This window comes from Bosea sp. F3-2 (genome assembly GCF_008253865.1).
Taxonomy (GTDB): Bacteria; Pseudomonadota; Alphaproteobacteria; order Rhizobiales; family Beijerinckiaceae; genus Allobosea.
In genome coordinates this window covers 220971-247451 of record NZ_CP042332.1, presented here as the reverse complement: position 1 = coordinate 247451, position 26481 = coordinate 220971, and the positions used below count along the sequence as shown (strand labels likewise).

Annotated in this window: 23 protein-coding genes and 3 pseudogenes; 11 read left to right on the top strand and 15 right to left on the bottom strand. The window is 65.7% G+C overall.

What is annotated here, in order from left to right; all coding sequences use genetic code 11:
• Nucleotides 1-76: 76 nt before the first annotated feature.
• Nucleotides 77-1192, top strand: a pseudogene (gene tnpC / locus FQV39_RS30870) (IS66 family transposase); the annotation flags it as partial.
• A gap of 25 nt (nucleotides 1193-1217) precedes the next feature.
• Here the strand turns inward: tnpC and FQV39_RS30865 are convergent.
• The 10 genes and pseudogenes from FQV39_RS30865 to FQV39_RS30820 all read right to left on the bottom strand — a co-directional run.
• Nucleotides 1218-1421: pseudogene (locus tag FQV39_RS30865) on the bottom strand (autotransporter domain-containing protein); the annotation flags it as partial.
• A 65-nt stretch (nucleotides 1422-1486) separates the two neighbouring features.
• A pseudogene (locus tag FQV39_RS30860) lies at nucleotides 1487-2335 on the bottom strand (helix-hairpin-helix domain-containing protein); the annotation flags it as partial.
• A 201-nt stretch (nucleotides 2336-2536) separates the two neighbouring features.
• Nucleotides 2537-3229, bottom strand: a complete 693-nt coding sequence (locus FQV39_RS30855; protein ID WP_149134294.1) for an RraA family protein — start codon at nucleotides 3227-3229, stop codon at nucleotides 2537-2539.
• Between the two features lie 14 nt (nucleotides 3230-3243).
• Complete coding sequence (locus FQV39_RS30850) at nucleotides 3244-4029, bottom strand: SDR family oxidoreductase (RefSeq protein WP_149134293.1); 786 nt, start codon at nucleotides 4027-4029, stop codon at nucleotides 3244-3246.
• 24 nt (nucleotides 4030-4053) lie between these two features.
• Complete coding sequence (locus FQV39_RS30845) at nucleotides 4054-4887, bottom strand: aspartate dehydrogenase (protein WP_149134292.1); 834 nt, start codon at nucleotides 4885-4887, stop codon at nucleotides 4054-4056.
• Nucleotides 4888-4903: 16 nt separating this feature from the next.
• Nucleotides 4904-5791 carry a polysaccharide deacetylase family protein gene (locus FQV39_RS30840; protein ID WP_149134291.1) on the bottom strand — a complete coding sequence of 296 codons (888 nt, stop codon included), beginning with the start codon at nucleotides 5789-5791 and terminating at the stop codon, nucleotides 4904-4906.
• Nucleotides 5792-5803: 12 nt separating this feature from the next.
• Entirely contained in the window at nucleotides 5804-6760 is a 957-nt protein-coding gene (locus FQV39_RS30835; RefSeq protein ID WP_248313514.1) for a substrate-binding domain-containing protein, read from the bottom strand.
• Nucleotides 6757-7722 (bottom strand): ABC transporter permease, encoded by a 966-nt coding sequence (locus tag FQV39_RS30830; protein WP_149134290.1) that lies wholly within the window; start codon nucleotides 7720-7722, stop codon nucleotides 6757-6759. Before FQV39_RS30830 ends, FQV39_RS30835 begins: the two co-directional genes overlap by 4 nt.
• Entirely contained in the window at nucleotides 7719-8720 is a 1002-nt protein-coding gene (locus FQV39_RS30825; protein WP_149134289.1) for an ABC transporter permease, read from the bottom strand. Before FQV39_RS30825 ends, FQV39_RS30830 begins: the two co-directional genes overlap by 4 nt.
• Nucleotides 8717-10219 (bottom strand): sugar ABC transporter ATP-binding protein, encoded by a 1503-nt coding sequence (locus FQV39_RS30820; RefSeq protein WP_187640356.1) that lies wholly within the window; start codon nucleotides 10217-10219, stop codon nucleotides 8717-8719. The genes FQV39_RS30825 and FQV39_RS30820 overlap by 4 nt, the downstream gene beginning before the upstream one ends.
• Nucleotides 10220-10359: 140 nt before the next feature.
• Between FQV39_RS30820 and FQV39_RS30815 the strand changes: the two genes are divergently transcribed.
• Together FQV39_RS30815 and FQV39_RS30810 are read left to right on the top strand one after the other, a co-directional pair.
• Nucleotides 10360-11343: a LysR substrate-binding domain-containing protein gene (locus tag FQV39_RS30815; RefSeq protein ID WP_187640355.1), complete on the top strand. Its 984-nt coding sequence runs from the start codon at nucleotides 10360-10362 to the stop codon at nucleotides 11341-11343.
• A gap of 76 nt (nucleotides 11344-11419) precedes the next feature.
• On the top strand, nucleotides 11420-11926 hold the full coding sequence (locus FQV39_RS30810) for a RidA family protein (protein WP_248313513.1): 507 nt from the start codon (nucleotides 11420-11422) through the stop codon (nucleotides 11924-11926).
• 159 nt (nucleotides 11927-12085) lie between these two features.
• Here FQV39_RS30810 and FQV39_RS30805 read toward each other — a convergent pair whose 3' ends face one another.
• Entirely contained in the window at nucleotides 12086-13120 is a 1035-nt protein-coding gene (locus FQV39_RS30805) for a GlxA family transcriptional regulator (RefSeq protein WP_149134286.1), read from the bottom strand.
• Nucleotides 13121-13227: 107 nt separating this feature from the next.
• Between FQV39_RS30805 and FQV39_RS30800 the strand changes: the two genes are divergently transcribed.
• Genes FQV39_RS30800 through FQV39_RS30780 form a run of 5 tightly spaced genes read left to right on the top strand, consistent with a single transcriptional unit; the run spans nucleotide 13228 to nucleotide 18030 of the window.
• Nucleotides 13228-14271 (top strand): ABC transporter substrate-binding protein, encoded by a 1044-nt coding sequence (locus FQV39_RS30800; RefSeq protein ID WP_149134285.1) that lies wholly within the window; start codon nucleotides 13228-13230, stop codon nucleotides 14269-14271.
• Between the two features lie 31 nt (nucleotides 14272-14302).
• A complete protein-coding gene (locus FQV39_RS30795; protein ID WP_149134284.1) occupies nucleotides 14303-15358 on the top strand; it encodes an ABC transporter ATP-binding protein in 1056 nt (351 codons plus the stop codon).
• The gene (locus FQV39_RS30790) at nucleotides 15358-16191 is read left to right on the top strand and encodes an ABC transporter permease (protein WP_149134283.1); all 834 of its coding nucleotides are present in this window, start codon (nucleotides 15358-15360) and stop codon (nucleotides 16189-16191) included. The genes FQV39_RS30795 and FQV39_RS30790 overlap by 1 nt, the downstream gene beginning before the upstream one ends.
• A gap of 1 nt (nucleotide 16192) precedes the next feature.
• Nucleotides 16193-16981 carry an ABC transporter permease gene (locus tag FQV39_RS30785; protein WP_149134282.1) on the top strand — a complete coding sequence of 263 codons (789 nt, stop codon included), beginning with the start codon at nucleotides 16193-16195 and terminating at the stop codon, nucleotides 16979-16981.
• Between the two features lie 35 nt (nucleotides 16982-17016).
• The gene (locus FQV39_RS30780) at nucleotides 17017-18030 is read left to right on the top strand and encodes a proline racemase family protein (RefSeq protein ID WP_149134281.1); all 1014 of its coding nucleotides are present in this window, start codon (nucleotides 17017-17019) and stop codon (nucleotides 18028-18030) included.
• 203 nt (nucleotides 18031-18233) lie between these two features.
• Here the strand turns inward: FQV39_RS30780 and FQV39_RS30775 are convergent, their stop codons facing one another.
• Together FQV39_RS30775 and FQV39_RS30770 are read right to left on the bottom strand one after the other, a co-directional pair.
• Nucleotides 18234-19025 carry an endonuclease/exonuclease/phosphatase family protein gene (locus FQV39_RS30775; protein ID WP_349238611.1) on the bottom strand — a complete coding sequence of 264 codons (792 nt, stop codon included), beginning with the start codon at nucleotides 19023-19025 and terminating at the stop codon, nucleotides 18234-18236.
• Between the two features lie 454 nt (nucleotides 19026-19479).
• A complete protein-coding gene (locus FQV39_RS30770) occupies nucleotides 19480-20706 on the bottom strand; it encodes a CapA family protein (RefSeq protein ID WP_149134279.1) in 1227 nt (408 codons plus the stop codon).
• 40 nt (nucleotides 20707-20746) lie between these two features.
• On the opposite strand from FQV39_RS30770, the gene FQV39_RS30765 reads away from it, so the two are divergent.
• The 3 genes from FQV39_RS30765 (at nucleotide 20747) to FQV39_RS30750 (ending at nucleotide 24546) form a co-directional block, all read left to right on the top strand.
• Nucleotides 20747-22075 carry an MFS transporter gene (locus tag FQV39_RS30765; protein ID WP_149134278.1) on the top strand — a complete coding sequence of 443 codons (1329 nt, stop codon included), beginning with the start codon at nucleotides 20747-20749 and terminating at the stop codon, nucleotides 22073-22075.
• Between the two features lie 91 nt (nucleotides 22076-22166).
• Nucleotides 22167-22874, top strand: coding sequence for a GntR family transcriptional regulator (locus FQV39_RS30760; RefSeq protein ID WP_149134277.1), 708 nt, complete (start codon nucleotides 22167-22169; stop codon nucleotides 22872-22874).
• A 745-nt stretch (nucleotides 22875-23619) separates the two neighbouring features.
• On the top strand, nucleotides 23620-24546 hold the full coding sequence (locus FQV39_RS30750) for a LysR family transcriptional regulator (protein WP_149134276.1): 927 nt from the start codon (nucleotides 23620-23622) through the stop codon (nucleotides 24544-24546).
• Nucleotides 24547-24566: 20 nt separating this feature from the next.
• Here the strand turns inward: FQV39_RS30750 and FQV39_RS30745 are convergent, their stop codons facing one another.
• Nucleotides 24567-25550 (bottom strand): Bug family tripartite tricarboxylate transporter substrate binding protein, encoded by a 984-nt coding sequence (locus FQV39_RS30745; RefSeq protein WP_149134275.1) that lies wholly within the window; start codon nucleotides 25548-25550, stop codon nucleotides 24567-24569.
• A 71-nt stretch (nucleotides 25551-25621) separates the two neighbouring features.
• Entirely contained in the window at nucleotides 25622-26470 is an 849-nt protein-coding gene (locus FQV39_RS30740) for a fumarylacetoacetate hydrolase family protein (protein WP_149134274.1), read from the bottom strand.
• Between the last annotated feature and the right edge of the window lie 11 nt (nucleotides 26471-26481).

Genomic DNA, 26481 nt, shown 5'->3' with positions numbered 1-26481 from the left:
GGCGATGGAGTGATTCCATCGCCCTGTGACGAACGCCTCCGATGCCCTGCCGAGCGACCTCGCCGCCGCCCATGCGATGATCCTGGCGGAGCGCGCGGCACGTCTGGAGGCCGAAGCGGCTGCCGCCCGGGAGCGTGCTGCAAACAGCAGCACGGACGCGCTGATCGGGCGGCTGAAGCTGGAGATCGAGAAGCTCAGGCGCGAGCTCTACGGCACGCGCTCGGAGCGCAAGGCCCGGCTCCTCGACCAGTTGGAGATGCAGCTCGAGGATCTCGAAGCCGACGCGACCGAAGACGCACTGGCGGCGGAGATTGCAGCGCGGGCGACAAGCGTTGTGGCGTTCCAGCGCAAGCGCCCCGCGCGCCAGCCGTTCCCGGACCACTTGCCGCGCGAACGCGTTGTCGTCGTCGCACCGGAGAGCTGCTCGTGCTGCGGCTCGCTGAAGTTGGTGAAGCTCGGCGAGGACATCACCGAGACGCTGGAGGTGATCCCGCGCCAGTGGAAGGTGATCCAGACGGTGCGCGAGCGCTTCTCCTGCCGCGAGTGTGAGACGATCGCCCAGCCGCCGGCGCCATTCCATGTCATCCCACGTGGTCATGCCGGACCGAACCTGCTGGCGATGGTGCTGTTCGAGAAGTAGGGCCAGCACCAGCCGCTGAACCGGCAGAGCGAGCGCTATGCCCGCGAAGGCATCGATCTGCCGCTCTCGACGCTGGCCGACCATGTCGGCGCCTGCGCTGCGGCCTTGCGGCCGCTCCATAGCCTGATCGAGCAGCATGTCATGGCGGCCGAACGGCTTCATGGCGACGACACGCCGGTGCCGATCCTGGCGAAGGGCAAGACCGACACCGGCAGGGCCTGGGTCTATGTCCGTGACGACCGGCCATTCGGCGGCGCCGATCCGCCGGCCGTGCTGGTCCAGGCCTCGCGAGACCGCTCGGGCGATCACCCCGATGAGCACCTGCGCGGTTTCACCGGCGTCCTGCAGGCCGACGCCTATGCCGGCTATAACCGGCTGCTCGCGCCCGATCGCCAGTCTGGGCCGGTCGTCGAAGCCCTGTGCTGGGCCCATGCTCGCCGGAAGTTCTTCGAGCTTGCCGATATCGCCACGAGTCGCCGGCGCGGGCGTAACGCCGCGCCGATCTCACCGATCGCCTTCGAAGCCGTCACTCGTATCGACAAGCTCTTCGAGGCGGCGATAAAATTGTCTTCAGCCTTCATTGCGCTCTGTGCCCCCAATGGAACCAGTATGTGTTTCGCGTGAGGTAGTGCTTTGTGTCTATATCTTTAACGTCGGTGTGCAGGTTGACATAGGCCAGGCCACCGAAGGGCTCGAACGCGGCGCGGCCGAGGTCGATGCGGTAGCCCAGTTCGCCGAAGATCTGCGCCGTGACGGCATTGTAGTCGGCGCGCAGGCGGTCGCTGAAATTGGCGAAGGCGACCCTGCGGCTGGTCTCGACGGCGTGCCAAGTGTAGCTGGCGCAGCGGTCATTGGCCTGAGGGCGACAGTTGGTTCTGACTGCTCCGCGATCGGGATCAGCTCGTCCCTTGCTGCCGCCGTGAAGAGCGGGAGTGGCTCATCACGCAGGGCCTTGATGGCCCAGAGCGCATCCCGCCGCGCGATGCCGAGCGACGGCCGGTACGCATCGGCGAGCGAGCTCGACCAAGGCGGCTGAAGGGATTCCGGCCCGGCGCCAGAGATCATCCACCGAGGCATAGGGCTGCCTGGCCCGGGCCAAGATAAGGCGCGCCGCCTCGGCATTGCCAAGGCCCTTCACCATGCCGCAGGCCCAGCCGAACAGCCAGACGCCCGTCGTCGGCATCGCGTGGCTCCAGAGTGCAATCCCAGTGGCTTTCGTTGACGCAGACCGGCCTGACCTCAACGCCATGCTCTTGCGCATCGCGGACGATCTGAGCGGGGGCATAGAAGCCCATCGGCTGAGCGTTGAGTAGCGCGCAGCAGAAAATGTCCGGGTGCCAACATTTCATCCACGACAAGGCGTAGGCGATCAGCGCGAACGATGCAGCGTGGCTCTCTGGGAAGCCATAGCTCCCGAAGCCCTCGAGTTGCCGGAACGTGCGCTCAGCAAACCCGTGCTCATAGCTATTCGCGACCATGCCATTGATCAGATTCTCGCTGAATTTCGAGACGCCGCCGGTGTGCTTGAAAGTCGCCATCGCGCGCCGGAGCTGATCAGCTTCGCCAGGCGTGAAACCGGCGCATTCGATGGCCGACCCGCATCGCCTGCTCCTGGAAGAGCGGCACGCCCAGGATCTTTCCAAGCACCGCTGCGAGCTCCGGTTTTGGATAGACGACATCCTCCCTGCCCTCGCGGCTGACCTCCTCCCGCCGCTCATGTTCGAAGTCGACATCGATGTCAGGAGGCAGCAGACGAGCAGAAAGTGCCGTTGTTATTGAGTCAGGATTGCCGCTGTGTGTTCGCGGTTACGACTGTGAGACAGATTGCTTATTTTCCCCTTTTGAACAGCGAGGTGAAGCGCCCGGACCAGCGTCCGGGCGCTGCTTGTCCGAACCTCAGACGTGGCCGTACTTCGCCAGGGCGTCGGCGAGCGAGAGCCCGCGCGAGAGCTCCTGCCGGATATTGACCTCGACGGCGGTCAGCCGCTCGGCCTCTACCAGCACCTCCTCGATCCGCTCGGCCGGGATGACGATGGCGCCGTCCTCGTCGGCAAGGATGAAGTCGCCGGGCTTGATCTCGACATAGCGGCTGGTCGCGCCGCGCATCAGCACGGGCACCTGGCTGGCATTGACCTTCCAGCGACCGATTGACTGCACCGGCGTGCGATAGCGCGCATAGACCGGGAAGGCCTGCTCGCCGATCCAGCGGATGTCGCGGATGCCGCCATCGACGAGCGCGCCGACGCAGCCCTTCTCCTTCATGCCGATCGCGATCAGCTCGCCGAAATAGCAGATGCCTTCGCCGTCGCCGCTCCAGACCGTGACCTCACCGGGCGAGACGCCCTGGCAGGCCTTCATCTTCTCGGCGTCGCCGCCAAGCGGAAACGGCGTCATCTGGCCGCGGATCGTGTAGGCGAAGCCGGCGAGCCGGCCGGTCGTCGCTGGGTAAGGCGCGAATTGCGGCGCCAGCCCCTGGTCGGGCAGGCCAAGCGTATCGAGCACGTCGGCGACATTCGAGGTGTCGACCGCGAGGAAGCGGCGGCAGATGTCCTCGCGCCAGGTGGCGTCGCGCTGGGGCAGTTCGGTCATGACCTCAAATCCTTTCAGATGCTCTGGAGGTAGCCGCCATCGACCCGGACGACCGAGCCGGTGATGTAGGCGGCGCGGGCGCTGGCGAGGAAGGCGACGACGTCGGCGTATTCCTCGGGCGTGCCGTAGCGGCCGAGCGGGATCGAGCCCGTGCTCTCGGCGACGATGTCGGCGAGCTGGCGGCCTTCGCGCTTGGCCTTCTGCTCGTCGAGAAAGAGGATGCGGTCGGTGGCGATCCGCCCCGGCAGGATGATGTTGCAGGTGATGCCGGACGCGGCGACCTCGCGCGCCAAGGTCTTTGACCATCCGACCAGCGACAGGCGCAAGGCGTTCGAGATGGCGAGGCTCGGGATCGGCGCGATCACGCCTGAGGAAGTCGAGGTGACGATCCGCCCGAAGCCGCGCTCGCGCATGCCCGGCAACACCTTGTCGGTGAGCGCGATGACGGAGAGTACCATCGCCTGGAACTGTGCCGTCCAGGTTTCGGGCGGTACACCGGCGGCGAGGCTCGGCGGCGGGCCGCCGGTGTTGTTGACGAGGATGTCGACCGGCCCGAGCGCCTCGCCGATCGCGGTAAGATGCCCGTCGGCCTCGTCGAGGCGGCCGATGTTCCAGCGTCGCGCCAGATGCGGCACGCCGAGGGCGGCGATATCCGCCGCCGTGGCGGCGAGCGCAGTCTCGTCGATATCGGCGAGTGCGACCTTGGCGCCTTCTTTTGCGAGCGTCCTGGCGATGGCGCGGCCGAGCCCGCCGCCGGCGCCCAGTACGAGCGCCGTGCGTCCAGCAATTCCCAGATCCATGATGGGTTCCTTGTGAGTCCTGGCTTACGAGCCGATGCGCAGGGGAGCGTCGAGCTTGCGCAGGTAGGAGATCACCGACAGCGCGGTGATGCGACCAGTCTTGGGGTTGTCGCTCGGCACGTTCTCGATCGTCATCGAGAAGCTGGCGGAGTCGGCGTCGACCTCGATGGTGTGGGTGTTGCGGGTCAGCGCCGGGTCGGCCCAGATCTCCAGCGTCGTCCGGTCCGGCCCGATGCCGGCGAGCGAGAGCGCGACGGCGACGTTGAGATTGGCCGGGAAACCGATCGCAGCCTCGCGCGGCGTGCCGCTGAACACCCGTGTCGGCTCCCTGACATCGTCCAGGACGATATTGTTCTCGACGAGATAGGGCGCGCCGACGAGGCCGCGCACCGGCTTGCGGGTGATCATCCGGACCGAGCGGATCACGCCCTCCGCCGCGGCGGTGACGGCGTCGAGGCCGAGCAGGGCGCCGGTCGGCACGACGATCTGGCCGCCATGGGTGCGGGCGATCTCGACGAGGCCCTCATGCGAGAGGATGGCGCCGGAACTCAGCACGATCACCGTCTTGCCGGCGCGCAGGAAGGGCTCGGCGATGGCCGGCAGCAAAGCGGCCGGTGCGCATTCAACGACGATGTCGGCGAGGCCCTCGAGCTCGTCGATCGCGACGACCGGGATCGGCCGGGAGAGATGCGAGAGCCGCTCGCGCGCCTTGTCGCGATCGTTGGCGGAGACGGCGGTAAGCTCGCAGCCGGGCACGCCCTGGTCGAGCACGCTGGCGATCTTGAGGCCGACGGCGCCGAGACCGGCGATGGCGACCCGCCGGCGCGGATGCGCGCCGGGTGCGGTAGGGGAAGTCATGGGCGTTTCCTTGCGATCAGCCGGCAGACGGTGCCGGGAACAGGCTGGCGTAATGGCGCGCGCAGGCGCCGGCCGTGGTGAACCAGATGCGGTCCTGATGCTTGTTGAGATGGTCGAGCACCCGGCGGAACTGCCGGATGCGGAAAGGCTGGCCGACGATGAAGGTGTGGATCGTCATGCCGTAGACCAACGCCTGCTGCTCGGACTGGCCGAGCATCTCGTCGAGATTGTCGATCGCCATGTCGGCGAAGGCCTGCGCCGTGCCGTCATGCAGCACGACCATCGGTACGTCGTTGACCTCGTGCGGATAGGGCATCGCCAGCAACGGGCCGCTGTTGGTCTTCAGCCAGACCGGCTGGTCGTCCATCGGCCAGTCCATGGTGTAGCCGTAGCCGGCCTCAGCGAGCAGATCCTCGGTGTTGGCGCTGGGATGGGCGCCGGGGCTCATCCAACCGCCGGGCGCAGCGCCCTCGTGCCTCGCGATCGCTTGTGTCGCCTCGGCGATCAGCCGGCGCTCGGCATCGACGTCCATGCCGTTCTGGTGCTCGGAATTGGTCCGGCCATGGGCGACGATCTCGTCGCCGCGACGGCGATGGGCTGCGACCAGTTCCGGGCAGTGCTCGTAGCAGGCGGTGTTGAGCAACACCGAGAGCGGCAGGCGATACTCGTCGAAGAGCTCGATCAGCCGCCAGCCACCGACGCGGTTGCCGTATTCGCGCCAGGCCCAGTTATAGGTGTTGGGGTGCTGGAGCCCCGGCGAATAAGGCAGGCCGAGCCCCGAGCCATAGGAGAAGTGCTCGACGCAGAGCGCGACATAGACCGCGAGCCGCTTGCCGCCCGGCCAAGTGAAGTCAGGCCGGTCGACGATGGGCGAGTAGGGGAAACGTCCAGGGGTAGGCAGCATGACCGGTATCCGTCAGGGGCGATAATCGGCCGGCGCGACGACCGAGGAGAGATCAACGGTCGCGACGTTCTCACGCGTCACCAGCAGCGCGGGCAGCACGACCCGCGCCTCGACCGGCTGCTTGGCCGCGGCCTTCAGCGCCTGCGCCATCGCGGCCTTGCCCTGGGCGACGACCTGCTGGATCGAGGTGCAGGCGATGTCGCCGTCCTTCAGCATCTGCTGGGCGGTCGGGCTGAAATTCGAGGCCGAGACCTTCACCGGCTTGCTCGCTGATTTGAAGGCGGAGACGACGCCGGCCGCCATGTCGTCGGTCGCGGCATAGATGCCGGCGAGGTCGGGGAAACGCTGCGTCCAGTCCTCGGCGGTGCCGAGCGCGGCATTACGGTTGTCGGCAAGGCGCGATTCCGCGACGATCTTGACGTCGGGCGCCGCCTTGGCCAGCGCCTCGCGGAAGCCCTGGGCGCGCAGGTCCGACCAGGCCTGGCCGGCGGGCCCCGCCATCATCGCGATCGTGCCCTTGCCGCCGACCGCCTTGGCGAGGCATTCGGCCTGGAGCTTGCCCATGTCGGCATGGTCGGCGCTGACCAGAGAGGCGAGCTTCGGCGTGTTCGGCGGCGAGGAGATGCCGACGACCGGGATGCCGGCCTCGATCGCGCGCTCGACGATCGGCTTGACCGCGTCGCCATTGGTCGCGCCGATCACGATCGCCGCGACCTTGCGCTGGATCAGGTCCTGCACCTGGGCGATCTGCTGCGAGGCATTGGCGTCGCCGCCGGCATTGAGCTTCAGCACCTTGGCGCCGCCGGCCTTCGCTTCGCTCTCCATGCCGTAGACGGCGGAGATCCAGAAGGAGGAGGCAAGGTTCGGCACGGCGATGCCAATCGTCTTCTCCTGGGCGAGGGCCGGTTGCGCCAGCGCGGCGGCAGCGATCGAGGCGAGCAGGAGGCTACGGCGGGACAGGGATGTCATGGCGATATGTCCTTGGGCTGGCGGTTGCGGGAAAGAAGCGAGCGGAGGGCCGTGTCCATCAGGCCGGAGCCGAGGATGACGAGGCCGACGGTGACCTGCGCCAGGAAGGGTGAGACCCCGGTGAGGTTGAGCCCGGTCAGCACGACCTGGACGAAGAAGGCGCCGGCAGCGACCGCGATGGCGTTGGCGACGCCACCCGACAGGGCGGTCCCGCCGATGATCGCGGCGGCGATCGCTTGCAATTCCATGCCGGCGCCTTCGGTCGGCAGGCCGGCGCCGGCCCGCGCCGTCATCAGCGCTCCGGCGAGTCCGGCGAAAAGGCCGCAGAGTTGGTAGGCGCGGATCTGCAGCGCGCCGGCATCGGCGCCGACCAGGGCGACGGCTTCGGAATTGGCGCCGAGCATCAGGATGCGCTTGCCGAGCGTGGCGTGGCTCAGGAGGAACTGGGCGCCGAGAACGCAGCCGAGGGCGAGCCAGGCCAGCGGCGGCAGGCCAAGAATGGGATCAAAGGCGAGACTGGTGGCGTGACCGGCCTCGACCAGCGGCACGGCCTGGCCGTCATCGCTGACCAGCAGGGCAAGGCCCTTCAGCGCGACCAGCGAGCCCAGCGTCGCGACGATCGGCTGCAGGGCGAGACGGCCGACCAGCCAGCCGTTCAAGGTGCCGCAAGCGAAGCCGACGACGGGGGCGACCAGCAGGCCCGCCAGCCCGAAGCTGTTGGCGGCCATGGCGGCGAGCGTTCCGGCGAACGCCGCGATCGCTCCGACCGAGATGTCGAAGCCGCGGGCGGCGAGGGCGAACATCTGTCCGGTCGCGAGCAGGATCAGGACCCAGGCCTGTCCGGCGACGCTGGCGGCATTGCCGAGCGAGAGGAAGCCGGGTGCGATCGTGGCGAAGACGAAGCCGGCGGCGAGGATGCCGGCAGGTGCGACCAGGAGACGAGGTGCGATAGCGGGGGTCATCCGCGCCTCCCGGCAGTCAGCACGCGGGCGGCTTGGCCGAGGAAGGCCCAGTCGCGCTGGAGCAGCACCGCAGCGACGACGAGCGTGCCGAGTAGGATCAACTGGTAGGCAGTCGGCAGGTTCAGCAGCACCACGATGTTGTTGAGCATGGCGACGATCAGCACGCCGCAGGCGACCTGCAGGACATTGCCGCGCCCGCCGCCGAGCGGCAGCCCGCCAACGGCACAGGCGGCGATGGTCTCGAAGGGCAGGTTCGGCGCGAGCATGGGCTGGCCCGAGGCGACGCGGCTGGTCAGGATGACGGCGCCGAGCGCGCAGAACAGGCCTGCCACGGCATAGCCGGCGAAGACGAGGCGGGGCACGGAAAGCCCGGCGAGCCTGGCCGCCGTCGCATTGGCGCCAACCAGATACCAGCCGCGCCCAAGCCGGGTTTTCGCAAGCAGCACATGCAGCGCGGCGAAAGCGGCGGCGGCGCAGAGGATCGGCACGGGGATGCCGAAGACGCGGCCGCGCGCCGGGAAGGAGAAGGCATTGGAGGGCGGCGCATCGATCGGCAGGCCACCGGCAAGCCAGGCGGCGAGACCGGAGGCGATCATCAGCATGCCCAATGTCGCGATCACCGGCGGCACAGCGAAGCGGGCGACGAGCAGGCCATTGAGCATGCCGACGCCCACGATCAGCAGGCCGCCGAGGAGGAAGGCGCCGACGACTCCGGCCGTCGGCAGGGCCATGGCGATGACGACACTCGCCAGCGCCGCCGAGGCGCCGAAGGAGAACTCTATGCCGGCGAGAATGACGACGATGGCCTGACCGCAGGCGACGATGCCGAGGATCGCGGCGATGCGCAGAACGTTCTCGACATTACCGAGCGTGCCGAAGCGCGGCACCGTCAGGGCCGCCAGCGCAAACAGCAGCGCCGTCACGACGAGGATGGCGGGCGGACGCAGGATGGCGGCCATGCTGGAGGGGCCTCGATCGCCGAGAGGAAAGCTGCTCATGCCGCGGCCCTTCCGGCGAGCGCGGCCATGATCGCCTCGATCGAGGCGCTACCCGGCAGTTCCTCCGCGATCATCCCGTCGCGGACCACGAGATAGCGGTCGCAGAGCGCCGTCAGCTCGTCGAGATCGCTCGATGCGATCAGGACGGCGACGCCGCTGCGAGCCATCTCGATGATGGCGCGATGGATCATGGCGCGGGCGGCGACATCGACGCCCCGCGTCGGCTCGAGCAGGACCAGCGCCCGCAGGTTCGGCAGAGCAAGGCAACGCGCGATCAGAAGCTTCTGCTGATTGCCGCCGCTGAAGCTCGCGGCCTCCGCATCCGGCCGGGCCGGATGCAGATGCAAACGGCGCAGCAGCGGCTCGATCGCATTGCGTTCGCGCGTCTTGCCGAGGAGGCCACGGGCGGAGAAGCGCGAGAGCGCGCTGGCGGAGGCATTGCCGATCGCGCTGACGGGCGGAAACAGCCCTTCGGCATGGCGATCGGCCGGGACATAGGCGACACCGAGGCGGACGGCCTCGCGCCGGTCGCCGAGCGCGAAGCGCTGCTCGCCGACCGCGATCTCGCCGGCACCGGACGTAGCTCCGGCCATGGTGGCGGCGATGGCGAGTGCACCGGAGCCGACCAACCCGGCGAGGCCGACGATCTCGCCGGCTCGCACGGAAAGATCGAGGCTATGGCCAGTCGCCATGCGCACGCCTGCCGCAATCAGGACCGGCTCGGCCCGAGCGCTGCCGGAGCGCTGCTCATGTTCGACCTGGGTGCCGAGCATCGCCTTGACCAGCGTGGCGCGGTCATGCCGGCCGATCGGAGCGGCATCAATCACGGTGGCGCCATCACGCAGCACGGTGACCTCGTCGGCGAGGTGTTCGATCTCGTCGAATTTGTGCGAGATGAAAAGCACGGCCGCGCCGCCGGCGCAGAGATCGCGCACCACGACGAAGAGCCGCTCGGCCTCGGCGCCGTTCAGTGCCGCCGTGGGCTCGTCGAGAACGAGGATGCGGCAGTTGCGGCCGACACCGCGGGCGATCTCGAGCAATTGGCGCTCGCCGAGCGAGAGCGATAAAACCGGACGGTCGAGATCGAGGTCGAGCCCGACCCGGGCGAGCCAGGCCCTGGCCTCGTCGCGCCCCGCCAGCGCGTTGCGGCTGAGACCGGCCCGGCCGGCGGCGAGCTGGAACGCCGAGAGATTGTCGAGGACGGAGAGCTCGGGAAACAGGCTGAGATGCTGATAGATCGGCACGATTCCCGCGGCGATCGCCTCGGCGACCGAGCGGAAGGCGACTGGCTTGCCGGCAAGGGCGACGCTGCCACTGTCGGGCTTCACCGCGCCGACGATGATCTTCACCAGGGTCGACTTGCCGGCGCCGTTCTCCCCGAGGAGCGCATGGACACGGCCGGCGCGCAAGGCGAGATCGGCACTGCGCAATGCACAGGTCGCACCGTAGCGCTTGGTGATGTCGCGCATGGCTAGCGCGATCGCTGGCTCGATCGTCATCGGCAGTTCCCCGTTCACCACCTGATGCGCTCTTCGGCTGCACCGATGTTGCCGTGACGATGGAGCCGCCACCCGGTCGTCACAAACGAATTGTTCGGCGCTCATGCATGATCTATTCTCATGCATACGAGAGGTGCTGCATGCGAAAGAGGCGTCTGCCGCCATTGAATGCGTTGCGCGGCTTCGACGCTGCGGCGCGCCACCTGTCCTTCACCAAGGCGGCCGAGGAGCTGAACCTGACGCAGGGTGCGGTCAGCCGTCAGGTCAAGGAGCTGGAACTCCATCTCGGGCAGGAGCTTTTCCACCGCTTCACCCGCAGGATCGAGCTCACCGCCGAGGGTGAGCAGTTCTTCCACAGCGTCGAGAGCATGCTCGACGAGCTCGAGCGCGCCGCTGGCCGCTTCACCCGCCGCCGCGACCGGGCGACGCTGACAGTGTCCGTGCTGCCGACGGTCGCCTCGGTCTGGCTGATGCCACGGCTCCATCACTTCACCAGCCAGCACCCGGAGATCGAGCTGCGGGTCGTTTCCTCGATCGAGCCCGCCGATCTGCTCGCGCACGATGCGGATGTCGCGATCCGTGTCGGCCGGCTGCCCGGCCGGCACTATGAGCGCAACCAGCCGCGCATCGAATTATCGATGCTGACGCGCTGGGACGGGGTCCATGCCGACGAACTCTTTCCGGATCGGCTCGTGCCGGTCTGCTCACCGGACCTGATCGGCGAAACTGGCATCACTCCGGCCGATCTGGCGCGCTGGCCGCTGATCCATACTTCGACGCGCCGCCATGCCTGGCCGGACTGGCTCAAGGCCCATGGCGTGCGCGCCGCGGTCGAGATCGAGCAGACGCTGCAGTTCGGGCACTTTTTCATGTCGCTGGATGCGGCACGGCAGGGCCGCGGCATCGCGCTCGTTCCCGACATCGTGCTGGCACATCAGGACGGGATGCGTGAGCTCGTGATGCCCGTTGCGGGTGGTCTCGACAGTGCGGGCGAGTACTATCTGCTGATCCACGAGACGCGTCTGGACGAGCGCCACGTTCAGCAATTCCGCTCCTGGGCGCTCGCCGAGGCGTTTCGGGCTCGGGATGCGCTGCCCGGGGTCACGCATGAGCCGGCCTCATAGATAGACGGCTATTTTTTCGTTTGTGAACCGGCCCCGCTTCGATGCTGCTTCAGGCATCGAGACGAGGGGGACAACCATGCCGGGCTTCAAGGCTTTCGCCATCGTATGGCTGTTGACGGGAACACAGGCTGCCATGAGTGCCGACATCGAACGTTTCCGCTTGGATGACGCATCGCCGTACAAGAACCAGTTCCTGGAATCGCTGCTGGTTCCCTCCGGGACCGACCTTCTGATGCTGAGCGGAGTGACTCCGCCGGTCGTCGACGCGACGGTTCCAGATGACACCGTCGCCGCCTATGGCGACACCGAGACGCAGACGCGAGGAATCCTCAAGGACATCGCGGCAACGCTCGCCAAACGCGGGTTCGCAATGAGTGACATCGTCAAGATGCAGGCTTTCCTCGTTGGCGATCCCGCTAAGGGCGGCAAGGCCGACTTCCAGGCTTTCTCGAAGGCGTATCTCGAATTCTTCGGCACGTCCGAGAACCCGAATATTCCGGTGCGCACACGTGCTCAGGTCACCAGCCTCGTCTGGCCGGGCTGGCTCGTGGAGATCGAAGTCATCGCGGCAAAGCGGCGCTGACTTCACGACGGGCAGAGTCCGGGACATCCGGCAAAATTGGGCCAACAACTTGATGCCTGATCACCTCACAGGTCAGGCACGGCCGCGATGCGCCATTATCGCAACTGGAGTGGCCGGCATCGACCTCGCGGCCGGCGCGCTCTGCGATAGCGATCGCTGTCAGCCGTCCCTGCGTGCCGGAGCGGCCCGGCGTAGAGACCGCGGTGGTTCACCGAACGCGGCTTTGAAGTCGCGCGAGAGATGGGCGCTGTCGGCAAAGCCGGCACCCATGGCGATGTCCGTGAGCGAGCGCTTGCTGTTGAGGATCAGCCATTTCGCATAGTCGAGCCGGAGCTTGCGCTGAAAGGCGGCCGGGCTCTGGCCCAATGACGCGCCGAACAGACGTTCGAGCTGGCGCGGGCTGACGCCGACATAGCGCGCCACCGCGGCGATGGGCGGGGGATTGTCGAGCCGCTGCTCGATGAATTGCGCGGCCTGCTGCACCCGAACGTCGAGATTGGGCGCCAGCTCGGCATAGAAATGCGCCTGCGGCATCTCGGCCGGGCGCATGTCCTGCAGCATCATGTGCCGCATCGCCTGCTGGGCCTTGTCCCGGCCGCAATGGCGCGCGACGAGATAGAGGCCGAGATCGATCGCGGCGGTCGAGCCGGCGCAGGTGATCAGGTCGCCCTCGTCGATGAAGAGCCGCTCGACCCCGGCCGAGACCTTGGGGAAGCGCTCCTTGAAGGCGTCGAGCACGTTCCAGTGCACGCAGACCCGGCGCGGGCCGGCGAGGCCAGCACGGGCGATGGCGAAGGTGCCGGTGCAGATGCCAAGTAGTCGCACGCTGGAGGCAGCCGCCCGGCGCAGATAGCCGAGCAGGCTCTCGGGGAGAGCGTCGTTGAGGTAGTCGTTGCCGCCGCAGACGGCGATGTAGTCGAAGCCGGCGGGGTCGAGCAGGCCTGCATTCGGGGTGACCGAGACGCCGCAGCTCGAACGCCGCGGCTCGCCGTCGAGGCTCATCACCGTCCAGCTGGCATGGAGCTGGCGGCTGCGCCCGCCATGGTCAGCCGCCAGACGCAGCACGTCGATCAGCCCGGAGAAGGCGGCGAGCGTGAACTGGTCGAGCAGCAGGAAGCCGATCCGCAGCCGCGAGACTGGCGTTGTCGCGGGCAGTGGCCGATCGCTGGCTGGCTGGAGCTGCACGGTGCTCATGTCGTGATTATTCAAATTTTGGGCCGGCGCATTCTAGTGCCTTTTGCGGCCTGCGCGCCAACATATCCCTACAGAAGCGCAAAGACGCTCGGCAGAGGAGAACGACGATGACCCGACCCATCCGGCTGGCCGCGGCCATGCTCGCCACCACCCTGCTCACCGCCCCGGCCCTGGCGCAGCAGCCTTCGTCGATCACCGTCGCCTGGTATGGCGGCAATTGGGGCGATGCCTTCAAAGCTTGCGTCGCCGAGCCCTTCACCAAGGCGACCGGCATCGCCGTCAACGCCGAGATCGGCACCTCGACCGTCACTTTGGCGAAGCTGCAGCAGCAGAAGGCGGCTCCCACCATCGACGTCGCCTGGATGGATGGCGGCATCAGCGAGCTTGCTCTCGCGGCGGAGGTAACCGACAATCTCGACCCGGCGGCGATCCCCAATCTCGCCAACACCTTGCCGGAAGCGATCTACAAGAGCGGCGCGACCACTTATGCGCTCGGCACCGGCTATTATTCGCTCGGGCTCACCTACAATACCCAGAAGGTCAAGGCCGTGCCGACCTCCTGGAACGATCTCTGGAAGCCGGAGTTCGAGGACGCCGTCACCATCCCTTCGCCGGCGAATTCCTCGGGCGTGCCCTTCGTGATGTTCCTGTCGAAGATCTGGGGCCACCCGGACGGCGATCTTTCTCCGACCTTCAAGAAGATCAAGGAACTCAAGGCCGCCTTGTTCTTCGATTCCTCGGGCGCCGCCACCAATGCCTATCAGAGTGGCGAAGCGATCATCGGCGCGCATTTCAACGTCGGCGCCTGGGATCTTGCCGACAAGGGGCTGCCGATCGGCTTCGTCGTGCCGAAGGAAGGCGCTTGGGCGACCGATGCCCGCCTGCACCTAGTCAAGGGCACGCCGAAGAAGGAGGCGGCCGCCAAGTTCATCAACCAGGCGCTGACGCCGGAAGCCTCCGGCTGTCTCGCCGAGAAGCTCTATCTCGGCCCGTCCGTGAAGAACGTCACGGTCAAGCCCGAGACCGCCCGCAAGCTGCCCTGGGGCGAGACCGGCTCGGTCAAAAACCTGCAATTGTTCGACTGGGCCGAGATCAACGGCCTGCGCTCGCGAGTCGTCGACGAGTGGAACCGCCAGATCGCCCGCAAGTGATCGCACGGCAACAAGCACCGCGAGCCGCAGCATGAGCCCCATCCTCGCCATAGACGGCCTGTCCAAGCATTTCGGCCGACAGCCGGCGCTGACGGCGATCGAGCTTGCCGTCGAGCAGGGCGAGTTCATCGCTCTGCTGGGGCCGTCGGGCTGCGGCAAGACGACGCTGCTGCGCTGCATCGCCGGCTTCCTGACGCCGGAGGCCGGCACGATCCGGCTGGCGGGCGAGGATGTGACGCGGCTGCCGCCCTATCGGCGCCCGCTCAACACCGTCTTCCAGAACTACGCGCTCTTCCCGCATATGAGTGTGGCTGAGAACGTCGCCTATGGGCCGCGCCGGCAGGGCGTCGCCAACGACGAGGCGGCCAAGCGCGCGGCCGAGGCGCTGGAGCTCGTCGGCTTGGCTGGTTTCGGCGAACGGCTGCCGGCGCAGCTCTCAGGCGGCCAGCAGCAGCGCGTCGCGCTGGCGCGCGCCATCGTCAACCGGCCGCAATTGCTGCTGCTCGACGAGCCCCTGAGCGCGCTCGACCTCAAGCTGCGCAAGAAGGTTCAGAGCGAGCTCAAGCAGATCCAGCATCGGCTCGGCATCGCCTTCCTGTTCGTGACGCACGACCAGGAGGAGGCGATGACGATGGCCGACCGGATCGTGCTGATGAACCGCGGCCGGATCGAGCAGATCGGCCGTGGCCAGGACATCTATGCCCGGCCAGCGACCCGCTTCGCCGCCGATTTCATCGGTGATGCCAACCTGCTTCCGGTCGAGCGGCGTGGCGATGGCAGCTTCTCGCTGCTTGACGGCGCGATCACGCTTCCCGCCGCCGATGTACCGCTGGGCGAACTCACCGGCGTGCTGCGGCCGGAGGATATCCTCGTCACGGCCGAGCCCGTCGCCGAGCGCCTTGCCCTGCCGGCCGTTGTCTCTGACATCGTCCATGTCGGGAGCCATGCCTCGGTGGCGCTTACCGTTCCCGGCTCCACGCTGACCTCCCGGCTCGCCCCGTCCACTCTGGCCGGCCTGGGCGTCGGTCAGCCCGTCTTCGCCAATCTCCGCCTTAGCGACCTGCGCCTCGTGCTGGGGGATGCGTGATGAGGGGAACGCTGCGCCCGGTCCTGCTGCTCTGCGCCCTGCCGGCCGCCTTCTTCGTCGCCTTCTTCCTGGCGCCGATGGCAGTCGTGCTGATCGCGAGCCTGACCACGCTGGCGGGCCAGCCGACCTTCGCGCATTACGTCCGCATCCTCGCCGACGCCTATCACTGGGACGTGCTCTGGGTGACCTTTCGGATCGGGGCGCTTACCACGCTCGTCTGCGTGCTGATCGGCTATCCGCTCGCGTGGTATCTCGTCCGCATCGTCAAATGGCGGCCCTGGCGCCGTTTCTGCGTGATCCTGCTGGTGGTGCCGCTGTTCACCAGCAATATCGTCCGCTCCTTCGGCTGGATGGTGCTGCTCGGCCGCAACGGCTTGGTCAATGACGGGCTGATCGGGCTCGGCCTGATCGAGCGGCCGATGCGCTTCCTCGGCACCGAGCTCGGCATCCTGATCGGCCTTGTCTACATCCTGCTGCCCTTTATCGTGCTCGCCGTGGGCAACGCGCTCGCCAAGGTCGATCCGGCGCTGGAGCATGCCGCCGCCGATCTCGGCGCGACGCCGGCCGGCACTTTCCGCACCATCATCTTCCCGCTCAGCCTGCCCGGCCTGATGGCCGGTGCCGTCATGGTCTTCATGCTGGCGGTCAGCGCCTATGTCACGCCGGCGCTGCTCAGCGGCGGGCGGATCACCGTCTTCTCGATGCTGATCTTCCAGCAATACAGCTCGGTCTTCGACTTCAACTATGGCGGTGCGCTCAGCATCACCATGCTGGTGCTGACGCTGGCGCTCGTCGCCATCGCCGGGCGGTTCAGTGAGCCGAGGAGGGCTTGAGATGATCTCAGCTCTCGTCCGGATCGTCTCCTTCGCTGCGCTGGCCTATCTCGCGCTGCCGCTCGTCGTCCTCGTCGGGGCATCGCTGACCACGACCAGCTTCCTCGCCTTCCCACCACAGGGCCTCACGCTCGCCTGGTACGGCAAGATGCTGGGCGACCCCTCCTATGTCTCGGCCTTCCTGATCAGCACGCTGCTCGCAGTCGTCGCGACCATTGTCGCGGTGCTGCTGGCGGTGCCTGCGGCGATCGCGATCGCCCGCTATCGCTTCACCGGCCGCGGCCTCCTTTCGGAGACGCTGATGTCGCCGCTGAGCCTGCCGCATGTCGTGCTCGGCGCGGCGCTGCTGCAATATGGCAGCGCGATCGGGCTCGTCCGCAGCTTTCCGGCGCTGCTCGTCGGGCATGTCGTGATCATCATGCCCTTCGTCCTGCGTGCCGTGCTGCCGCAGTTCAGCGACGAGCAGCGCAGCCTTGAGGAGGCTTCCGCCGATCTCGGGGCTCGGCCGCTGACCACCTTATTCCTGGTGACCCTGCCGCAGATCCGCAGCGGGCTCGTCAGCGGCGCGATCTTCGCCTTCATCGCCTCCTGGATCAATGTCGAGCTCAGCATCTTCAACACGACCGCCGAGCTGACCACGATCCCGGTCAAGCTGTTCAACTACGTCCAGTACACGATCGACCCGACGATCGCGGCAGTCTCCGGCCTGACCATCATCGTCGCCGCCGTCGTGATCGTGCTGCTCGACCTCACCATCGGCCTCGACGTGCTCTCGGAGCGACGCCGCTAACCCTTTCGACCACCTGTTTTCCCAAGGAGCCGACCATGCGCCAGCAGAATGTCTTCGACGTCGTCTACACGCATACCGAGGGTGAGCCCCTCTGCATCATCCATAGCGGGATTCCGTACCCGGCCGGATCGAGCATCCTGGAGAAGCGCCGCTTCCTCGAGGAGAACTATGACTGGCTGCGCTGCGCCCTGATGCGCGAGCCGCGCGGGCACAAGGACATGTTCGGCGTCTTCCTGACGCCGCCGTCGAGCCCGGATTACGATGCCGGTCTCATCTATATCGACGGCACCCAGTACTCCCATATGTGCGGCCACGGCACGATCGCCGTCGGCATGGCGATGGTCGCGCTCGGCCTTGTCCGGCGCGGCGAGAACGGCCGCACCACTATCCGCTTCGAGACCACCGCCGGGCTGGTCACCGCCGAGGTCGCCAATGACGGTCCGGACGTGCTCTGGACCCGTTTCGAGAACGTGCCGGCCTATGTCGCGGCGCAGGACGTGCCGTTCGACCTGCCGGGCGTCGGCTCGCTCAAAGCCGACATCGTCTGGGGCGGCAATTATTTCGGCATCATCGACCTGCGTGGCACCTCGCTCCGGATCTCGCCAGAGAACGGCTCGGAACTCTCGCGTCTCGGCATCATCGCACGCGAGCAGCTCCGCCAGAAGGTCGCGATCCAGCACCCGGCCTCGGCCCACATCAACAACTTCAACTTCGTCACCTTCTGGCACGAGCCGACGATCGAAGGCGCCTTCTACAAGAACGTCCACGTCTTCTCAGCTGGCCAGCTCGACCGCTCGCCCGGCGGCACCGGCACCAGCGCGATGATGGCGATGTATGAAGCGCGCGGCCTGATGAAGCTGCACCAGCCGATCCGCTCGGAAGGCCTGCTCGGCTCCGGCACCTTCGAGGGCTGCCTGATCGGCGAAGCCAGCCTGAACGGCACCCGCGCCGTGCGCCCGACGGTGAAGGGCACCGCTGGCCTGCTCGGCACGGCGCGCTGGACGATCAACCGCGACGACCCGGTCGACGCCGGCTTCCTCGTGGCTTGATCGACGATAGCACCGGGACGACAGAATGGAGTTGTCCCGGCCCGCTCTCGGTCGACATGTATCGCCGTCTGGCGCCATTTGCGGACATTAAGCGCGCCGAGAAGCGGACGCTCCGCGCTCGTGGGAAAATGATAGACCCTCGATCCTCCATGCCTCTCCGAGCACCTGGTGGAGCGCGGACGGCGCGGCTTCGGGCAAGCCTCTCACAATGTCAGAACCAAGGGGCAATGGTCCGAGACCTCGGGCTCAGCGACCACGGTGAAGTCCGCCACGTCCACGTAACCGTTTACAAGCATGTAATCAGCGAATTTTCCTGCTTTCGAATAGTGAGACGTGCGCGTGCTGTCGAACCCTCGTGCGGTGACAAGATCCACCAGACCGATGCGGCCGAGGATCTCAAACGTTTGGCTCCCAGGGTCGACGTTGAAATCCCCACACACGACGACAGGATCGCCTGGCTCCGCGATTTGCTGAACGAGTTCCGCCAGCCGGTTGGCTTGCGCGACCCTTTCGGGGGTATCGCCCTTTCCTCCGAGGTCGCGTAAGCCGTGCATGTGGGCAACGCAGATGAACTGCGCCTTTTCGAAGTCGAAAACCCGGACGACGTGAGCGCTTCGGGACCTCGGGTGCTCGCCATAGCCATCGGGAGAGAAGGCTTTGTGGACGAAGCCTTGCACCTGCCCTGTGATCGGCAGCGTGCGGCGCACGAATGTTGCAAGGCCCCACTGTGATGGGATGGATGACTCCCCATCCCAGAGCACCCCTTGCGCTGCCGGGCAGAAGATCGGCGTGTGATCTGGGAGAACCCTCGCGACATCGCGAAACATGTTCGCTCGTTGCGGGAGAACGTGGCTTCCGTCTCGGTAGGTCAGCCACTCTTTCGTGGTCTCAGGGCTGTGTACCACCTCCTGGAAGCAGAGGATGTCTGGAGATGACGCCCCCAGATAGGTAGTGAGCGGCGCATGGAGCTTCCCGCCCCAGCCGTTTAGACACATGATCTTCATCTATCTATCAGCCTTGAGCCTCGACTGTTCCCTGCCCGGAGGCGTTGTAGCGGTGGCAATGGTTCGGGGTCGATAGTCTCCCGACAGTTCGTCGCTGGCAGATTGCAGCTTCTAGGCCGACTATGGACTCGGAGGGCCGCGAGCCTCGCGCCATTTCCAGACATTGGCTGGTCGCCTGGAAGCAGACATCGGCATGCGGTAGCCTGATGCCCATCAAGAGGTGGGCGCGATCCTGCCCCACGCAGGCTCGCTTAGCCTTCAGGGGCCGGACATCATGATAATGCGCGTGAACGTTTCGGCGGCTGAGGTCCACACACGGACATTGGCTCTCGGCCCGAAAGCGGACCTCCTAGCGAAGCACGCCACGGACGAAACCCTCGCGAGCAAGCGGGCGTTTATGGATGAACCGCCCGAGCCCCGATTCGGTCAGTTCATCACGAGCTTCTCAACCGAAGCTTGCCATCAGGCTCGCACCAGAGATCTCGAATCTGGTGTTTTCACTTGCCGCAAGCCTTAGAAATCGTTCGAAGATTGGCAGTGCACGCGAGGGCTCATTAAGAAGGGCCGGAAAGCCCGCCTTGTTGCACTCGGTGGCGCGAAACTCGATCGCAGAGATGCCGACGCTGTCGATATTGATGCGACAGACCAGGGACCACGGATCGATCTGGGAGAAGATGGCCTGCTGATCGGGCGTAGCGTTCTTCCAATCCTGCTGAGCGATGTGATTGCCGAGGCTGTAGAGAATGGGCTTGCCTCGATACGTCTCCAGACCTGCGGGGCTGTGAGCGTGATTGCCTAGCACCATGTCGGCACCGGCATCGATCAAGGCGTGCCCAAGCGGGCGTTGATACTCCGCCAGTGGGTCGCCGCGCCCGTAGCCCCAATGCACGCTGACAATGAGCGCGTCGACGCGCAGCCGCAGATTTGCGATTGCTTCCCGAAGGCGATCCAGATGGCCAGCGGACACCTTGCTGCGCATTCGCATCGGCGCGCCAGGCTCGGTTGCGAGCAAGACGGGATGGATCTCTGGCCATTGCTCGATCGCCAGCGGGGCGATGCCGGGCCGTGTTTCGGTCGCAGCATAGTCCGGCGGCAACAAGCAGGACACGGCGAGCGTGCCGATGCGGCAGCCATTGATCTCCCGGATGTCTGGTGCGAGGGATGCCTCCAGGTTCACTCCTCCGCCGACTGTCGACACGCCGGCCTCGCGCAAGTGCCGAAGGGTCTCCAGAAACGCGTCGGGTCCAAAATCACAGGTGTGATTGGTCGCAACCGTGAGCAGGCCGAACCCCGCTCGTCCCAAATCGCCCGCAACGGCTGGATCGACGAGATATGCGATCGGCGCATCGCTGCGATATCCGCGGCCAGCGAACTGAACCTCGCACGCCCCCCAAACCAGATCGCTCTCGCGCACGTACGAAAGCGTCTCCTGATAATCGCGATCGATCGCTTCGCCATCCGCATAAATCCTGTTGCGGACGACGATATCCCCCACTGCACCGAGCACTACCATTACCGCTTCATCCTGTAATATTTTTTTGATGCACCACTTTCGTATCAGAAAATCGCGATCGTCAATCCCATCTCTCTCCCAATCGAGATCGAGACGAGACCGCTTGACTCGCTTGACTGATTTGTGATGTTTTTTTAATGCATCACAAATCAAGCCCACCCGGCATATGCTGGCTAAAGGCCACTGAGGGGAATTTCACATGGCCGAAACATCATTGGCGGGCGTCGCCCCCCGCTCTCGGGATGCGCTGCTGGACGGTGCCTATCGCAGAATCTTCTGGCGCCTGATCCCGCTGATCATGGTTCTTTGGGTGCTGGCCTGGGTCGACCGCGTAAACGTCAGCTTTGCGAAGCTGCAAATGGCGGACCAGCTCCGCTTTTCGGAAGCGGTTTATGGTCTCGGTGCAGGCATCTTCTACATCGGATACTTGCTCTTCGAGGTCCCGAGCAACTTGCTGCTTCAGAAGATCGGGGCACGAAAGACGATCGCCCGCATCGCCATCGGCTGGGGTGTTGTCTGCATGGCAATGGCATCCGCGACAACGCCAGCGACCTTTTATGCGTTGCGCTTTCTGCTCGGCGCTTTCGAGGCCGGCTTCTTTCCGGGCGTGATCTTGTACCTGACCACATGGTTCCCGACGGAACGCCGGGCGAGGGTCTTCGGCATTTTCATGTCTTCGGTCGCCTTGTCGGGCGTGATCGGCGGCCCGCTGGCCGGGCTGATCATGACCACGATGCAAGGGTGGGGTGGGCTGTCCGGCTGGCAATGGCTGTTCATCGTCGAGGGCGCGCCGACCATCCTTATCGGCCTCGTCGCCCTGCTTTGGCTGACCGACCGGCTGGAGCAGGCACATTGGCTGAGCAACGACGAACGCTCCGCGGTTCGAAGCGATCTTGATCGTGACGCGCGCATGCTGGGACAGCGGGAGCATGCGCTTTCGACGGCGCTGCGCGACCCGCGGCTGTGGATTTTCACACTGGTCTACTTCTGCGTCATCGTCGCGAACGCCACCGTCGCATTCTGGGGCCCAACAATCATGCGCGAGGCCGGATTTGCGAACGTGGCCACGATTGGCTGGCTGGTCTCGGGCGCTTCGCTGATCGGCTCGGCAGTCATGATCGGCAATGGGCTGATGGCCGATCGCACCGGACGTCCGCTTTGGCAGTGCATCGGCTCGCTGGCCGCGGGCGCGTTGGGGTTGGCTGGCATTGCCGCCGTTCTTCATTCCTCGCCACAGCTCGTGTTCGTAATGTTCGCGTTGGCTCTCGCGGGCGCTTACGGTGCCATTCCCGTCTTTTGGCAGTTGCCGAGCAAGCTCTTCGCGGGGACCGCGGCGGCGGCGGGCATCGCGATCATCAACTCGTTCGGCAACCTCGGCGGCTTTCTTGCCCCCTATGGCCTGGGCCTGCTGAAGGACGCCACCGGCAACATCGCACCGGGACTCTTGGCGGTGGCGATTGTCGAGGCTTCTGCGGCGCTGGTGCTGATCCTGGTCGTGCGGCGCTTCTTCGCCGGCCGCCGTGCTTGACGTGCTGGCTTAATGAAGCCGACCTTTTAGACACGACGCGCAGTCGCGGTGCGACTCGTGCCGCGACTCCTAACCCGTAGGGGACAAGGTGATGCTGGCTAAGGCCGATTCGAAATCGGAGGGAAAGATCTCCCTCGCCGATCGCGTCTATGAAGAGCTGCGAGCCGCGATCGTCCTGGGGGAGATCGCTCAAGGGTCTGTCTTCAATGAATCGGACCTTGTTGCTCGCTTCAAGGTCAGTACGTCGCCATTGCGCGAGGCGTTATCGAGGCTCAGGCAGGATGGCCTTGTTCGCGTCATTCCCCGTCGCGGCTACAGCGTCACGGAGCTGACGCTCCGCGATTTTCACGAGCTGATCCAGATGCGCCTGATCCTGGAATGTTCGGCGGCAGAACTTGCCGCGCCGCGGATTACCGACAGCCATGTCGAGACGATGCGGCGATTGTCATCCGTCGAGTTGCAGGTCGGCAATCAAGCAAGTTACCGCGCCTTTATGCGAGCCAATCAGGAGTTCCATGAGGGCATTGCGCAAATCGCGGACAACGGCCGGCTTTTGCGCGCGATCGCGCAGACCATGGACGAGATGCAGCGCCTGCTGTTCGCCGATCTCGGCGCAGCCGAAGACGCCGAAGAGGTACGGCACGATCACGACGAGATCATCGATGCCCTCGCGCGTCGAGATGCTGCTGCTGCGCGGCAAGCGGTGGCTCGGCATGTGAAGATATCGAGGGATCGAGTCGTCGGCCGCATGATGCGGCGACATACTGGCTTTGCTGACAAGCCTGTCTTTTCAGCCTGAAGACGGGAGCGTCGCCAAAAGAGCAGAGTTCATCTTGGCCTACGACGGCTTCTCAGCGGCTTGCGCCATTTCCAGACGTTGGCTTGTCGCCCGAAACCAGACATTAGACATTCCCGGTCGATCGAGTTGTCGTCCCCCGGTCGACCGAGCGGGTATTCGGACTGGCCTCTTATGCAAGCCTGCGCCGCGCCACTCCGACAGTGGAGAGCGCTGTCGCGGCGCTACCATAGCCTCGTAAGACCAGAGTATTCATCGATTGGGTCAGCGACGCATTCAAGACGCAACGGCTGGCCGAGCGCTTTGCGGGAAGCTTGGGTTGAGGTGATCCTGCGCCAACTGCTGAAGTCGGCGCCCGGCCATAAGCCGGCGCTGCAGATCGGCTGCGTCAGCCACGTAATGCTACCTCGTTCGCGTTGGCGATCGTCGTTCTGCGTATCGTAGCCTGGGCACGGCTGGTTTAGCAGTGTGTGTATTCCGGCTCGGAAACGGCAGTCACGGTTGTTTGCGGGGCGGCATGAATATTGAGAGAAATTTTCTTCTTTCAGTCCAAGCACGTGTAGCGTCGGCGAACATCTATCGGCAGCACGGCAAAAGCGTGCCGAAGTCCCGAACACGTCGTAAGGAATTTATTCGCTTCAATCAGTCAGGACCGATCCGAGGATAACCTTTCGCGCAAATCGATCAGCCAAGTCGTGCACCGGCAGTGATATCGTCCACGCATCTTGAACGTCTGGATTTCCGCCGAATGGACATCTCGCCGCGTCAGCTCGCGCATCTGCTGGCAATTCATCGAACCGGCTCGCTGCTACGCGCGGCCGAGCGACTTGGTGTGGCGCAGCCTTCACTCTCCGTCAGCATTGCCCGGCTCGAGGATGTCACCGGACATGCGCTCGTCGAGCGTGGGAGGCATGGTGCGAAGCTCACCCCGGCCGGGCTCACGCTCCTGAGGCATGCGGAGAGTTTGGAGGCCGTCCTCCGGACCGCTGGCGAGGAGATGCAGAATGTCCATGTCGGCATCGCCGGACCTTTGACCGTGGGAGGCACGCCGCTCTCGGCCAGCAGCATCATACCCGACATCCTGTCGAGCCTCTGCCGTGAACATCCGGCAATGGCGTGCAACGTAATCGAAGGCTCGGACGATGATCTGCTCGCCGGTCTCCTGACACACCGCATCGACGTGGTGATCAGCACGATCAGCGGCCACGGCTCCAGCGGTCGGGAACGGGAGGACGTCGCCAACGAACCGCTATTCGGGGCCGGCGTCGCCGCTGTCGTGCGGCAGGGCCATCCGCTGGCCGGAGAAGGCGAGTTGTCGCTGCTCGATCATAAGAACGCACTCTGGGTGATGCCGCCCGAAGGCAGCACCTTCACCACCCTGGTGGAGGCACTATTCACGACTGCAGGCCTCACTTTCCCCACACGGATCGTTCGTGCGGCACCGTTCGGAGTGCTGAAGGAGATCGTGCGCCGGACGGACGGCATCACGATTCTTTCGCATCAGATCGTTCGCAGCGAGCTGGAGGACGGGTCCCTCGTCGCCCTGCCGCTGCGGGAGCAACCCGCCAGACGCGTCTTCGGCCTGCGTACCCTCAAGCAGAGGCCGACGAGCGCGCTGGCCAGGCGCTTCATCGAAATCGCGCGCGAAAAGGCGGCGCATTACGATCATTCCTGAGCGGGATCACCTGATCGCGTTCACTGCGGTTCGATACCCAGCGTCGCGATGAGCTTGCCGGCGCTGTCGTACTCCTTCTGCAGGAAGGCGGCGGCGCTCGCCGGTGTCGTGACCCTGTCGCCCTCGATCTCGAAGCCGAGCTTTGCGGCTGCCTGCGGCAGCTCGGGATCCGCCGCGGCCTGTGAGACCGCCTTGGCGAGCGACTCGGCGATCGCGGCCGGCAGGCCGGCAGGCCCCATCAGCATGAACCAGGCCTGCAGATCGGCACCCGGCAGGATCTCGGCGATCGCCGGCAAGTCCGGCATCGAGGCGATGCGGCGCGTGCCCGCGGCGGCAATGGCGCGCAGCGTTTTCTCCTCGATATGGGCCTCGGCGACCGAGACGGAGAGGATCGCCGCCTCGGTCCGCCCCGTGACCGTGTCCTGAACGGCGCTTGAGATCGTGTTGTACGGCACGAGCACAAAACGGGTCCCCGCGGCCTTGTTGATCGCCTGCCCCAGAATGCCCGACAGATTGCGGGGGCCGTCCACGGCGATGGACAGCGAACCCGGCTTCGTCTTTTCCAGCGCGATCAATTCGGCGAGTGAATTCGCTTTCACCGATGGCGTGACGACGATCACCTGATTGCTTCGGGCAACGAACGCGATGGCCGACAGGTCGCGCAACGGGTCGTAGGACAGCTTCTTGAAGGTGAAGGGATTGGTGACCAGCCCTGCCGAGGTCGTGAACAGCAGCGTATAGCCGTCCGGCGCTGCGCGGACCACGGCCTGCGTGCCGACGACATTGGCCGCGCCGGGCTTGTTCTCGACAACGAATTGCTGTCCCAGGCTCCGCGCCAGGCGCTCGGCCACCATCCGGCACAGAATATCCGGACTGCTGCCGGCCGCTTGCGGCACGACGATGGTGACGGGACGTTGGGGCCAGCTTTGTGCGTGCGCTGCCGTCATAGCCACCATGCCGCTGGCCAAGCCGGCCAGGACGGCGCGTCTGTTCAAAGGCTTCATGATATCCTCCCTGGGTTTGGGCCGCTCCTATCGACGTGGAGCGGTCCCGATCCGGCATCGCCCGGCCGTCGTCAGATTTCGTCGCGAACACCGTTTCTCAGTGTGCCGAGGCGATCGATCTCGACCTCGACGAGATCGCCCGGCTTGAGCCAGAGGGGCGGATTGCGCTTGGCGCCGACGCCGCCCGGTGTTCCTGTCGCGATTACGTCGCCGGGCTCGAGCCGCGTGAAGCGCGAGCAATAGGCGATCTGGGTGGGGATATCGAAGATCATCTGGCCGAACAGGGCGTCCTGGACGATCTGGCCGTTGACCCGGGTCTGTAGCCTGAGGCCAGGAAGCTCGCCGAGTTCGTCGGGTGTCGCCATCCAGGGACCGAAGGCGCCGGTGCCGGGAAAATTCTTGCCCGGAGTGAACTGATGCGTATGCCGCTGGAAATCACGCAGGCTGCCGTCGTTATAGCAGGCATAGCCGGCAATATGGTTCCAAGCGTCGGCCTTCTCGATATAGCGCCCCGCCTTGCCGATGATGACCGCCAGCTCGCCCTCATAGTCGAGATCGGTCGAGACCTTGGGCCTGACGATATCGGCGAGATGTCCGATCTGGCTGTTGGCATACCGAGCGAAAACGGTCGGATGCTCCACTTCCGAGCGTCCGGTCTCCTGTCGGTGCATTTCGTAGTTCAGGCCGATGCAGAGGATCTTGTCCGGATTGGGAACCACCGGCAGCCATGTGATCCGGGACAGGGGAATTCTCTCGGCGGGCACAGCCGCGCCGGGAATGGCCGTCAGCGCCTCAGCTGCGAGCACGGCCTTCAGGTCAGCGAAGCGATCACGCAGAACCGCGCCGACATCGGCGACGGCGCCATCCTCGACGAGCCCCCAGCTCGCGCGACCATCGACGGTGAAGGAAGCCAGTTTCATGATCTCGATCT